Genomic DNA, 13,330 nt, shown 5'->3' on the forward strand with positions numbered 1-13,330 from the left:
GAAATACAAAACGCCCGATGATGTTCATCAGGCGTTTTACAGACAAAAAACTGTCAACCTATATCAGGACTAGTCAGTAGAGTGACGCTTCCCCCAGCGGGCGAGTCTTGAAACGGCGATGAATCCAGAGATATTGCTCCGGGGCGCGCATGATCTCTTTCTCAATAATTTTATTCATATAGGCAGCGGCTTGATTTTCATCTGCCGGGTAACCTTCCATTTCAGGGGTAATATACAGACGATAACCCGAGTTATCGGATTTCCTTACCATTGTAACGGTCAACATGGCGGCGCCAGACAGCCTGGACAGTACATAGGTGCCGTTGGTGGTGGCGACGTTTCCAACCGCGAAAAATGGCGCAAAGGAGCTGCCTTTAGGGCCGTAGTCCTGGTCGGGAGCAAACCAAACGGCTTCCCCTTTTTTTAGCGCGCCCACAATGCCGCGCAGATTGTTTCTGCCGATCATCGCTTTATTTGAGCGCATACGACCGCGCGTCTGCACCCACTCCATGAGCGGATTGTTATGCGGACGATAGGTCGCCATCATCGGCTGGCAGAGACCCATTACCCGGCCTCCCAATTCCAGCGACATAAAATGCACGCCAACGACCATTACGCCGCGATTTTGCGCCTGCGCACGGGTAAGGTTGTCCAGCCCGTCCACATCAAACCATTTGCGAACCCGGTTATCAGGCCAGAACCAGGCCATGCCCGTTTCAAGCAGCGCCATGCCAAGAGAGTGGAAATTCTCGGCGATCAGTTTTTCCCTTTCTTCCCGGGAGAGGGTCGGAAAACAGAGTTCAATATTTTTCTGGGCGATTGACTCACGTCGCTTCAGGAAGGGGCGCGCCAGTTTACCGGTGCGGGTGCCCAGAAAACGCAAAACCGGGTAGGGAAGCTGCACCAGTAACCAGAGGACGCCAACGCCAAACCACGTCAGCCAGTAGCGCGGGTGCAAAAACGCGCGTGAAAATTTGCTTTGAGGAAACATAAAATACCTTCTGTAGATACGAAAATAATGTATCGCAGAAGAGTCATTATCCGCAGCGGTACACTCTGAAATACGCATCATCCTTCAAGTTGCGTTCGCTTATCCGAAGCACTTACTTGAGTAAGCTCATCAGGGTAACTTGAATGATTTACGTATAGTTAGGCCATCATGTACGACAATGGTTCCCGTAAGGAGTGTAAAACTAAGTCAGTACTAAACCACGAGGGCATGAACGCCAGGCAGGCTAATGTACCACCAGTTATTTACTCGCGCCCAGAAATTCTTTATCAAGAAGCGTAAATATTTCTCCCGTAGCAAAAATAAGCTAATCATTATTTTTAATGCATTGTTTTTACAGTGATAATTTTATTTCAGACGAAGGTCATTGAAAAATGATTAAAAAAATAAAATGTGAGATAAATGTTATGGAAATGACGGGCTGATAAGGTTTATCTTACAGGAGAAGTGAGAGGGACCGTAAGGCTATATGGAAGCCTTGCCATAGACAGGAGGTATTATAGATGATCTATTTATGGACATTTCTTGCAATAAGTATACTTGCCGTGAGTGGCTATATCGGTCAGGTGATGGGGGCTTTTTCTGCGGTTTCTTCTTTTACGGGAATGGTTATCCTTGCCGCGCTGATTTATTTACTCAATGTATGGTTGCAGGATGGCGATGACATCGTTAGCGGATTATTGCTTTTTCTCGCACCGGCATGTGGGTTAATTATTCGCTTTATGGTGGGATACGGTAAGCGTTAGTCAGTACATACCCTTCATACTTCAAGTTGCTGATGTGTTGGCTACGGATTACTCGGCCCATCGATGGGCCTCGCTCTGACGGGCCGTCGCACGTGACGTTCAAATCTGCTCCCGGCAGATTTGTCGCTCACCCCAGTCACATCGTTATCTATGCTCCTGGGGACTCACTCCCTTGCCGCCTTTAAGCAACTCGAATTATTTTGGGTATATACGATGCCAGTGAATAGATAGCGCCGACAATGTCGGCGCTTCTGTTCCCCAGGAAGGCTAATCGTTTATTGCGCGTCCGCAAGCTGCAGTGAGTCCTGATTATGTAACGCATTCTGGCGCTGGCGTTCCAGTTCCAGCGCGCCGCGATGGGAGAGGTAACAGAATAGAATGCAGCACACGATGCCGCCCATCAGAAGATAAAATCCGCCGTACCAGCCAAGTTTATCCACCATTACACCAAACAGGCTGGTGCCCAACGAGGCGCCGAAAATATAGCTCATGAACCCACGTAAACCGACGGCGGAACCTACGGCAAAGCTGGGGACTATCTCCATTGTCTGTACGGACGCGAGGAACTGCGGGACGTAAATCAGACAACCTACAATGGCGGCGAAAATCGTTACCATCAGCAAAGATTCACTTTTCCAGTATCCGATCAGACAGACAAAAATCAGCGCCATGCAAATCATGGCTAACGGCATTCTGCGGCCCTTAAACAGTTTATCTGACAGCCAGCCTGCCAGTAGCGTGGAGGGAATCGCCGCCCACTCGAAAAAGAGAAACGCGACGCTCATCTGTTCTTTTGAAAAGTGTTTTACTGTCAACAGATAGATAGGCAACCAGCTAATCATGCCAAACCGCACCATATAGACGAAGACATCCACCAGCGAAATATACCAGGCATTTTTATTGCGCAGCACATAAGTACAGAAGATTTGCCATGCGCTCATATTTTCCGGCGCTTTTGCCGTATTCTTCGTTTTCAGTACGACTTTTTCTTCCGGCATCATCTGTTCCAGGGAGGGAAGACCTTCTTCGCGCGGCGAACCTTTTCCCAAGACCAGAACAATTAAGGCAAAAATGACGGCGACGCAGGCCGGAACGATATAACTGGCGCTTTGCCAGTGTTCGCTGCCCAATATCGCAAAAGCCGCACCGACGATAGGCGCGACGATCCCGCCGCCAACGTTATGCGAGATATTCCAGAAGGCGCCTACGCGTCCGCGTTCCCGACGAGGGAACCAGTTTGCAATAGTAATAAACGAGGGGCCGACGCCCATGCCCTGAAAAAGGCCATTGAAGACCACCAGAGCGGCAAATATCCAGAATGCGCTACTGAATCCCAGCCCAACGTTAACAATCGCGCAGAGTACCAGACCGCACGCCATGAAGACTTTTGGGCTGGCTTTATCCGCCAGACTGCTCATTACGCCTTTACTGATTCCGTAAGCAATAAGCATACAGCTACTCAGCAGGCCGATTTGCGTAGCGCTGAGATCCAATTGCTCTTTTAAATAAGGCGTCGATAATGTGAAGTTGTTTCTGACTATATAGTAAGCGAGATATCCCAGAAATACGCTTAACAATGCCTGTATACGATATCGACCATACGTAGCCTGGACTTTTTCCGGTGGGACTTTATGCGCCGATTGCCCTGTTTTTAATATTGTTAACATGGAGTCACCTGTATTTTATAGTGAGATGAACATCAGGAGGTTTTGTCGGTAGAGTGAAAGGAGTGACAATAAAATTCAAGTCGAAGAAATGTGTCAAAATTGACTCAATTGGGTGAATTTAAAGGTTATTTTTGACCCATCCTGAAGGGTGTGGTGAAACTTTAATTATTGGCATGGCCGTTTTATCGTTAGCATGTGCGGATATTAACAAATTTGCTGCCAGTGATCTGATACGCTTTATTGATGTTTTCGGGCGACGGACCCGTTATTATTCAAATAACGTTGTTCTGGATGCCAACAGAAATAAAAGGGTAAGTTTTGTCTCAATATTTTCTTTATGTGATATCGATATTTATGAACGGGATCACAAATCGACTTTTCTCATACTGTGGTTGTTTCGCCAGAGTGGGCGCTTTTACGCTATGGCTGGCGGCGATGTTCGGTTCTTGCCAGGCGTACAGCCGCGAGCTGGTGATGGCAACGACCTTTTCACCCAGCGCGACCGCCTGGATTATCCAGCGCTGGCAGACGGAGCCGGGTTCCGTCATGATTCGTACGCTCAACCGTACCAGCGGTTCTTTAGAGCAATTACTTGATACGGCGAATGCGGAAAATGTCGATCTGATCCTGACGTCATCCCCCATGCTGTTGCAACACCTTCAGGAGCACCAAAAGCTGGCGCTATTGGATAGCGCGCCTGCTGCCAGCCAGAAGCTGGTGCCGCGTTCTATCCGCTCAACTTCAGTGGCGGTAGCGGTATCCGGATTTGGGCTATTGATCAACCGTTCAGCGCTCGCTGCGCGCCATCTTCCGCCGCCTGCCGACTGGCAGGATATGGGCCTGCCCAGTTACCAGGGCGCTCTATTAATGAGCAGTCCGTCACGCTCAGACACCAATCATTTGATGGTGGAGTCGCTGTTGCAGCAAAAAGGCTGGACGGCAGGATGGGCAACGCTGCTGGCAATCTCGGGTAATCTGGTCACGATTTCCTCTCGCAGTTTCGGCGTAGCGGATAAAATTAAAAGCGGGCTTGGCGTTGCCGGGCCGGTCATTGATAACTATGCTAATTTGCTACTTAACGATCCTAATCTTGCTTTTACCTATTTCCCATATTCTGCGGTGTCGCCCACTTACGTCGCGGTGTTGAAAAACAGCCGTCATGCAGACGAAGCGCGTGCTTTTATTCATTACTTATTAAGTCCGAAAGGGCAAAGGATACTGGCTGACGCGAATACCGGTAAGTATCCCGTCGCACCGCTTAGCGCCGATAATCCTCGCGCCGCGCAACAACAGCGTTTGATGGCCCAGCCGCCGTTGAACTATCGTCTGATCCTGAAGCGTCAGCAACTGGTACAACGCATGTTTGATACCGCGATCAGTTTTCGACTTGCGCAGCTTAAAGATGCATGGCGAGCGTTGCACAGCGCAGAAACGCGGCTTAAACGCCCCTTACCTGAAATCAGAGCTTTATTGACCAGCGTCCCGGTGGATGCGGCAAGCAGTGAGGATGAAACCTGGCTGGCGCAGTTTGATAATAAAAGCTTTGCCGAACAAAAAATGATGGAGTGGCAGATCTGGTTTCTGAACAATCAGCGGCTGGCGATTCACAAACTGGAAGAGCTGAAATGAAGGGGAGATTATTGCAACGGCTTCGTCAGCTCAGTATCAGCAACAGTTTACGGGGCGCATTTTTAACGGGCGCATTACTGACGCTGATTGTCAGTATGGTCAGCCTTTATTCCTGGCATGAGCAAAGTTCGCAGGTTCGCTATTCGCTTGATGAATATTTTCCTCGCATCCACTCCGCTTTTTTAATTGAGGGGAACCTGAATCTAGCCGTGGATCAACTCAATGAATTTTTGCTGGCGCCGAACACGACGGTACGTTTGCAGTTACGTACGCAGATTATTCAGCATCTGGATAAGATTGAGCGTCTCAGTCAGGGGCTTCAGCTTGCTGAGCGCCGGCAACTGGCCGTCATTTTACAGGATAGCCGGACCTTGCTGGCGGAGCTGGACAACGCCCTCTACAACATGTTTTTGGTGCGGGAGAAAGTCAGCGAGCTTTCCGCTCGCATCGACTGGCTCCATGATGATTTCACCACGGAGCTAAATTCGCTGGTACAGGATTTTACCTGGCAGCAAGGGACGCTGCTCGATCAAATTGAGGCGAATCAGGGCGATGCAGCGCAGTATTTGCAACGTTCGCGCGAGGTGCAGAACGAGCAGCAGCAGGTATATACCCTGGCGCGAATTGAAAATCAGATTGTTGATGACCTGCGCGACAGATTGAATGAGCTCAAGTCCGGCAATAATGACGGGATGCTGGTGGAGACCCATATTCGCTATCTGGAAAACCTAAAAAAACGGCGGATGAGAATATTCGTGCGCTGGATGACTGGCCCAGTACGATCACGCTACGGCAAACCATCGACGAACTATTGGAAATCGGGATGGTAAAAAATAAGATGCCCGATACCATGCGCGATTATGTTGCGGCGCAAAAAGCCTTACTGGACGCCAGCCGCGCCAGAGAGGCTACGCTAGGGCGCTTTCGCACGCTGCTTGAGGCGCAGTTAGGTAGTAGTCACCAGCAAATGCAGACGCTCAATCAACGCCTGGAACAGATTGTTCGCGTTAGCGGCGGGCTTATTTTAGTGGCGACGCTCCTGGCGTTGCTACTGGCCTGGGGACTCAACCACTATTTTATCCGTTCCCGACTGGTGAAGCGTTTTACCGCGCTTAATCAGGCTGTGGTACAGATAGGGCTGGGGAGAACCGACTCGACTATCCCGGTTTACGGGCGCGATGAGCTAGGACGGATAGCCCGTTTGCTACGTCATACGCTGGGCCAGCTCAATATGCAACGCAGGCAGCTTGAACAAGAGGTCGCCGAACGCAAAGAGATAGAAGCCGACCTGCGCGCCATGCAGGATGAGTTGATTCAGACGGCGAAACTGGCGGTAGTCGGCCAGACCATGACCACGCTGGCGCATGAAATTAACCAGCCGCTGAATGCGCTTTCAATGTATTTATTTACGGCGGGACGCGCGATTGAACAAGGTCAGAGCGGACAGGCGAGAAATACGCTCACCAAAGCGGAAGGGCTCATTAACCGGATTGACGCCATTATCCGTTCGCTGCGGCAGTTTACCCGCCGGGCGGAGCTGGAAACGCCATTGTATCCCGTTGATCTGCGCCAAACCTTCGTGGCGGCATGGGAGTTATTAGCCATGCGTCACCAATCCCGGCAGGGAGCGCTTTCACTGCCAACCGACACCGTATGGGTTAGCGGCGATGAAGTGCGTATTCAGCAGGTTCTGGTGAATGTGCTGGCGAATGCGCTTGACGCCTGTTCGCATGATGCGGCGATCGCGGTGACGTGGCAGACGCAGGGAGAGGCGCTGGAGGTTTATATTGCAGATAACGGCCCTGGCTGGCCTGTGGCGCTGTTGCCCTCTTTACTCAAGCCGTTTACTACCAGTAAAGCTGTCGGGTTGGGTATTGGGCTGTCGATTAGCGTGTCGCTGATGGCGCAAATGAAGGGCGACCTGCGTCTGGCGTCGACGCTGACGCGTAACGCTTGCGTGGTGCTGCAATTCTCTGTAACGGATGTCGATGATGTTGAATGATGAATGTTCTATTTTGCTGATTGATGATGACGTTGATGTACTTGACGCCTACACCCAAATGCTTGAGCAGGCAGGCTACCGCGTGCGTGGCTTTACCCATCCTTTCGAGGCCAAAGAGTGGGTAGAAGCGGATTGGGAGGGGATCGTTTTGAGCGATGTGTGTATGCCGGGGTGTTCCGGTATCGATCTTATGACGCTGTTTCATCAGGATGACGATCAACTGCCAATCTTATTGATTACCGGACATGGCGATGTACCGATGGCGGTTGATGCGGTGAAAAAGGGCGCCTGGGATTTTCTGCAAAAACCCGTCGATCCGGGCAAGCTGTTGATATTAATTGAAGACGCGCTACGCCAGCGCCGGTCGGTCATTGCACGGCGGCAATATTGCCAGCAGACGTTACAGGTTGAATTGATTGGGCGCAGCGAGTGGATGAATCAGTTTCGACAACGGTTACAACAACTGGCGGAAACGGACATTGCCGTATGGTTTTACGGTGAGCATGGCACAGGACGTATGACTGGCGCCCGTTATCTCCATCAACTGGGGCGTAACGCGAAAGGGCCGTTTGTACGCTATGAACTTACGCCGGAAAATGCCGGGCAGTTGGAGACATTCATCGACCAGGCGCAAGGAGGTACGCTGGTGTTGAGCCATCCCGAATATCTGACACGCGAACAGCAGCACCATCTGGCGCGTTTACAAAGCCTGGAGCATCGGCCTTTTCGTTTGGTGGGCGTTGGTAGCGCTTCGCTGGTGGAGCAGGCGGCAGCTAACCAGATTGCGGCCGAGCTTTACTACTGTTTCGCCATGACCCAAATCGCCTGCCAGTCTCTTTCTCAGCGACCGGATGATATCGAGCCGTTATTTCGCCATTATCTTCGAAAAGCCTGCCTGCGGCTCAATCATCCAGTGCCGGAAATAGCGGGGGAATTACTGAAAGGAATAATGCGACGCGCCTGGCCAAGCAATGTGCGCGAACTGGCTAATGCGGCGGAGCTTTTCGCTGTTGGCGTGCTGCCGCTAGCGGAAACGGTCAACCCGCAGTTGCTTCTGCAGGAGCCGACCCCGCTTGACCGGCGCGTTGAAGAGTATGAGCGACAAATTATTACCGAAGCATTAAACATTCATCAGGGACGAATTAATGAAGTGGCGGAGTACCTGCAAATTCCCCGTAAAAAACTTTATCTGCGCATGAAAAAATATGGTCTAAGTAAAGAGCATTATAAATTCTGATATTACAGTTACTTTCAATCTGGCTGACAACAACAGCAACGATGTCGTTAGCCAGATAACGTCACATCACCGTAATGGTAAATCATTCCATCATGATTATAGATTGCTTATTATTCACCTGAGCATCAAATTCTATTTCTTAACTTCAATATAAGGTAAAAATGCGTCAAGTTCTCTGGCGTAATAAATGTACTCTTGTCCGACGATTTGACAAGATGAAAACTTCATCACCTCTCCAGATTACATCTGAATATGAGGACAAGAGAAATGAAAAAACATGCTATTGCAGTAATGATGATCGCCGTATTTTCTGAGTCGGTTTATGCGGAGTCTACCTTATTTATTCCGGACGTCTCTCCTGATAGCGTCACGACATCCCTTTCCGTGGGTGTGTTAAATGGTAAATCCAGGGAGCTGGTTTATGATACCGACACCGGGCGGAAGCTGAGTCAACTGGACTGGAAAATAAAAAATGTCGCCACGTTGCAGGGGGATTTATCATGGGAACCCTATTCGTTCATGACGCTGGACGCCCGCGGCTGGACGTCTTTGGCGTCGGGATCGGGTCATATGGTTGACCATGACTGGATGAGCAGTGAGCAGCCAGGCTGGACCGATCGTTCAATTCATCCGGACACCAGCGTCAACTATGCTAATGAATACGATTTGAATGTGAAAGGTTGGTTATTGCAGGGCGATAACTACAAGGCGGGCGTAACAGCGGGCTATCAGGAAACCCGTTTTAGCTGGACGGCAAGAGGCGGGTCTTATATTTATGATAATGGTCGGTATATTGGTAATTTTCCTCATGGCGTGCGCGGCATAGGTTATAGCCAGCGTTTCGAAATGCCCTATATCGGGCTGGCGGGTGATTATCGTATTAATGACTTTGAGTGTAATGTACTGTTTAAATACAGCGACTGGGTAAATGCGCATGATAATGACGAACACTACATGCGCAAACTTACCTTCCGTGAAAAAACGGAAAATTCACGATATTATGGCGCTTCTATTGACGCCGGATATTATATTACCAGTAATGCAAAAATCTTTGCTGAGTTTGCTTACAGTAAATATGAAGAAGGTAAGGGCGGTACGCAAATCATAGATAAAACCAGCGGTGATACGGCGTATTTTGGTGGCGATGCCGCAGGTATAGCTAATAATAACTATACGGTTACCGCGGGGTTGCAGTATCGCTTCTAGACCACATCGGGATGTCATCGGTCATAACCGGCCGATGACGACTTTTTGCTGAACGTATGGCATGTCCGGTGATATTGCATAGGGGCAATAAAAGCAACATGAAAGGGGAACCGCTCGAAAGGTTATGCAGCAAGAAGAGAATGTCCTGGGTATCAATGGTGTCCCCTGCAGGAATCGAACCTGCAACTAGCCCTTAGGAGGGGCTCGTTATATCCATTTAACTAAGGGGACAACGCGGCGCCAGTATAGCGTTTTTTATTCGCCGGAGTAAGTGTAGCGCCGCCTGACTGGTTAAACCGTCGCCACTCAGCGCTGTTTTTCCGCTCCCGTTCCAGGCGCTCGCCGCGTAGCCTCGCTTCCTCCTTACGTTTATTGCTCATATCGTTGCGGATCTGCGCGTGGCTCATTAATGCGAAAATAAAGGTGCCGCCGCAGATATTTCCGGCAAGTGTGGGAAGGGCGAAGGGCCAGAAAAAGTCGCTCCAGGGCAGCGTGCCGTTGAAAACCAAATACAAAATTTCAACGGAACCGACGACAATATGGGTGGTATCGCCCAGCGCGATAAGCCAGGTCATCAAAATAATGACCACAATTTTTGCCCCGCCTGCAGCAGGAAACATCCATACCATTGTGGCGATGATCCAGCCAGAGATAATCGCGTTGGCAAACATCTCCGTTGGGCTATTTTTCATGACCTCCATACCAATTTTGACAAAGGCGTCGCGGGTCTCTTCATCAAATATAGGCATATATTCAAATGCCCACGCCGCAACCCCGGTGCCAATAAGGTTGCCCAATAAGACTACGCCCCATAAGCGCATCAGCAGGCCAACGTTACTCAGAGTGGGATTTTGCATTATCGGCAATACGGCGGTAACGGTATTTTCAGTAAATAATTGCTGGCGGGCCATGATGACAATGATAAAACCAAAGGTATAGCCGAGATTTTCCAGTAAAAAGCCGCCGGGAACGCCTTCAAGCTGCACGTGGAAAATCCCTTTCGCCAGGAGTGATGCCCCCATAGAAAGTCCTGCGGCAATGGCTGACCAGAGCAAAGCCATCGCATCGCGTTCCATTTCTTTTTCACCATCCTGGCGAATATGTTCATGAATCGCCATGGCGCGGGAAGGAAGACGATCTTCATCCACTTCAATCTCTTTACCGCTTTGTTTTTCTTCGCTTTCAACTTCCAGGTCACTGCTGTGCCGGTTAATTTTATCGTCGTTAAGGCTATCCATGATGATCTCTGCTGATTAACACATATTAATAAAGCGTAGCGGTTTTTCATTTACCCAGGCCGGGGCATTCTCCGAAAAAATAAAAATGATCACGCTCGTTTTTATCTGTTTCGTTAGAATAGGGCCGTCACGTTGTTGCGTTACCAGGCTATGCTCAAAGCAATGAGATCGCGCATATAGACATCGTTTGACGTGCTGTTAAAATCGCTCACACCTAAACAGGCGGATACGGTAGCGTTCCGTCATGGATGGCAATCAGCGATAGCCATAATTCACAGGGAGACATCTATGAAGCTTCGCCTGTCGGCGCTGGCGCTGGGAACCACACTGCTGGTCGGGTGTGCGAGTTCCGGTACAGAACAGCAGGGGCGTTCAGACCCATTTGAAGGGTTTAACCGCACCATGTACAACTTCAACTTTAATGTGCTGGACCCGTATGTTGTTCGGCCGGTCGCGGTCGCCTGGCGTGATTATGTTCCACAGCCTGCGCGTAACGGTTTAAGTAATTTCACCGGCAACCTCGAAGAACCGGCGATCATGGTGAACTATTTCCTGCAGGGCGATCCTTATCAGGGTATGGTGCATTTCACCCGTTTCTTCCTGAACACCTTATTAGGGATGGGCGGCTTTATTGACGTCGCGGGAATGGCGAATCCTAAGCTGCAGCGCGTTGAACCGCATCGCTTTGGCAGTACGCTGGGCCATTATGGCGTGGGGTATGGGCCTTATATGCAAATTCCGTTCTACGGCAGCTTCACGCTGCGTGAAGATGGCGGGGATATGGCGGATACCTTGTATCCGGTGCTCTCGTGGTTGACCTGGCCAATGTCCATAGGAAAATGGACTATCGAAGGGATAGAAACCCGCGCGCAGTTGCTGGACTCCGATGGTTTGCTGCGCCAGTCTTCCGATCCTTATATTATGGTGCGCGAGGCGTACTTCCAGCGTCATGACTTTATCGCCAATGGCGGAAAACTCAAGCCGCAGGAAAACCCGAACGCGCAGGCGATTCAGGATGAACTCAAAGAGATCGACTCGGAATAAACGGCAGTAAATAAAAAGGTGAGCGCAATGCTCACCTTTTTGATCCGTCTCAGAAAGAGATTAGAACGCGTAGTTAAAGTTAGTACCGAACAGCCAGGCTTTCCCTTCAGATTCAAACTGATAAGGGCCTTCATTAATTTTCACGCTCTGACCATGCATATAAGAGACGCCAACGTCGACAGACGCATCTTTGTTAAAGGCGTAAGTCGTACCGGCGCTCAGCCAGAAACGGTCCTGGTCCGGAATAGAGATAGAACGGTTTTGCGCTGGTACCGGGCTGTCATCGAAGGCGATACCGGTACGGAACGTCCAGTTGTCATCGTAGTAATAGGTGGTGCCCAACGCAATGCGGTAAGCGTCTTTAAAGCCTTCATGCTTCTCAAAGAGCGTATCGCCAGCGGTCGATTTTGCCTTCAATTCCTGGAACTGGCTCCAGCTGGTATAGGCCAGGCTATAGTGGATGGCCCACTGTGGCGCCACACGGTTATAACCGGACACTTCCCACATTTCCGGCAGATTCAGCGTCAGGTAGCCTGACTGCGTCGCGCCGCCGGTTGCCGTTGGGATAGGCAGGTTAAATCGGTTTATAGCGATGGGAAGATCGCTACTGTAGTTGCCTTTAAAGTCAATTTTGACTTCCGAGCGGTAGGTCAGCGCGTAGCGGTTATTCTTATCCAGTTCATAAAGGATACCGGCATTCCAGCCAAAGCCCCACTGATTACCGTTCAGGTGGGCAATCTTGGTGTCGCTGGGAATCTGACCCGCGACCGGCGCCAGCGCCGGATTCTGTGCCGCGACCAACTGGCCTAAATCGCCCGCAAAACGTTCGATTTTCGCGCGCGCGTATACCGCATCAAAGCCGAGGCCGAAGCTCCAGGCCTCATTTAAGCGATAAGCGCCGCTTAAATTCAGGTTCATGGTTTCAAGATCGGTCGTACCGCCAACCGAGCCGCCGGCGTATGTGTCGTTAAACTCTGTCGCCAGACCATAGTTAGAGGTAATAGAAGCCCCCCAGCCAAACTGATCGTTAATCGGGGCGACAAAATGGACGTTCGGCACCCAGGCCGTCGGCGCGATGTTATCCGCATCTAACGTCCGACGAGATGGCGATGTCCCGCTAATATTAACATCAGGATCAATATAAACCGCGCCCGCTGAAAACGTCGGGCGGTCAAACATAGTAATTAACGCCGGGTTGCGGCTAACGTTACCCGCATCATCTGCGATTGCGCCTTCACCCGAATAGGCCCGGCCAAGGCCAGAGGAAGAAAATTCGTTTAACTGAAAGCCTGCAGACCAGGCCTGGGTGGAGATGATTGCCACTGCGACTGCGAGAGCAGACTTTGTAAACAGGGTTTTCTGGCTCATGACCATAACCTCATTGATTATTTTTATACAAACTATGTTACATGCTGTAACAGGAGCGCGAAGTGTAGGGTCTGCGGTACGACTTAGAAATCAGACCAGTGGCGAGAGTATAGGTCTGACCAGCTAGAATGTTGCAAGTATGTTTATAAGTTTTTTCAATTGTGATCTTAGAAACGAGATCTGG

General features: G+C 50.2%; 9 protein-coding genes, 1 tRNA gene and 1 pseudogene. 6 read left to right on the forward strand and 5 right to left on the reverse strand.

Annotated features, from left to right (window positions below):
* Window positions 1–73: 73 nt before the first annotated feature.
* Window positions 74–991, reverse strand: a complete 918-nt coding sequence (gene lpxP / locus ACLJRU_RS14505) for a kdo(2)-lipid IV(A) palmitoleoyltransferase (RefSeq protein WP_011264339.1) — start codon at window positions 989–991, stop codon at window positions 74–76.
* A 521-nt stretch (window positions 992–1,512) separates the two neighbouring features.
* On the opposite strand from lpxP, the gene ACLJRU_RS14510 reads away from it, so the two are divergent.
* The gene (locus ACLJRU_RS14510; protein ID WP_000639889.1) at window positions 1,513–1,755 is read left to right on the forward strand and encodes a YfdY family protein; all 243 of its coding nucleotides are present in this window, start codon (window positions 1,513–1,515) and stop codon (window positions 1,753–1,755) included.
* A gap of 275 nt (window positions 1,756–2,030) precedes the next feature.
* Here ACLJRU_RS14510 and pgtP read toward each other — a convergent pair whose 3' ends face one another.
* Entirely contained in the window at window positions 2,031–3,422 is a 1,392-nt protein-coding gene (gene pgtP, locus ACLJRU_RS14515; RefSeq protein ID WP_000955747.1) for a phosphoglycerate transporter PgtP, read from the reverse strand.
* A 435-nt stretch (window positions 3,423–3,857) separates the two neighbouring features.
* Between pgtP and pgtC the strand changes: the two genes are divergently transcribed.
* The 4 genes and pseudogenes from pgtC to pgtE all read left to right on the forward strand — a co-directional run bounded on the left by pgtC (window position 3,858) and on the right by pgtE (window position 9,496).
* Window positions 3,858–5,051, forward strand: coding sequence for a phosphoglycerate transport regulator PgtC (gene pgtC / locus ACLJRU_RS14520; RefSeq protein ID WP_000467983.1), 1,194 nt, complete (start codon window positions 3,858–3,860; stop codon window positions 5,049–5,051).
* A pseudogene (pgtB, locus tag ACLJRU_RS14525) lies at window positions 5,048–7,053 on the forward strand (two-component system sensor histidine kinase PgtB). The gene pgtC and the pseudogene pgtB overlap by 4 nt, the downstream one beginning before the upstream one ends.
* Entirely contained in the window at window positions 7,043–8,290 is a 1,248-nt protein-coding gene (gene pgtA / locus ACLJRU_RS14530) for a two-component system response regulator PgtA (protein ID WP_000930836.1), read from the forward strand. The pseudogene pgtB and the gene pgtA overlap by 11 nt, the downstream one beginning before the upstream one ends.
* 267 nt (window positions 8,291–8,557) lie before the next feature.
* Window positions 8,558–9,496 (forward strand): omptin family outer membrane protease PgtE, encoded by a 939-nt coding sequence (gene pgtE / locus ACLJRU_RS14535; RefSeq protein ID WP_000716014.1) that lies wholly within the window; start codon window positions 8,558–8,560, stop codon window positions 9,494–9,496.
* A 156-nt stretch (window positions 9,497–9,652) separates the two neighbouring features.
* Here pgtE and ACLJRU_RS14540 read toward each other — a convergent pair.
* A tRNA-Arg gene (locus ACLJRU_RS14540) sits at window positions 9,653–9,727 on the reverse strand.
* On the reverse strand, window positions 9,718–10,734 hold the full coding sequence (locus ACLJRU_RS14545) for a formate/nitrite transporter family protein (protein WP_023235108.1): 1,017 nt from the start codon (window positions 10,732–10,734) through the stop codon (window positions 9,718–9,720). Before ACLJRU_RS14545 ends, ACLJRU_RS14540 begins: the two co-directional genes overlap by 10 nt.
* Before the next feature lie 288 nt (window positions 10,735–11,022).
* On the opposite strand from ACLJRU_RS14545, the gene mlaA reads away from it, so the two are divergent.
* Window positions 11,023–11,778, forward strand: coding sequence for a phospholipid-binding lipoprotein MlaA (mlaA, locus tag ACLJRU_RS14550; protein ID WP_000776785.1), 756 nt, complete (start codon window positions 11,023–11,025; stop codon window positions 11,776–11,778).
* Between the two features lie 60 nt (window positions 11,779–11,838).
* Here the strand turns inward: mlaA and fadL are convergent, their stop codons facing one another.
* Window positions 11,839–13,146, reverse strand: a complete 1,308-nt coding sequence (gene fadL, locus ACLJRU_RS14555) for a long-chain fatty acid transporter FadL (protein ID WP_001518618.1) — start codon at window positions 13,144–13,146, stop codon at window positions 11,839–11,841.
* Window positions 13,147–13,330: the final 184 nt, after the last annotated feature.

Source organism: Salmonella sp. SAL00653, from assembly GCF_046552515.1.
Lineage (GTDB): Bacteria > Pseudomonadota > Gammaproteobacteria > Enterobacterales > Enterobacteriaceae > Salmonella > Salmonella enterica.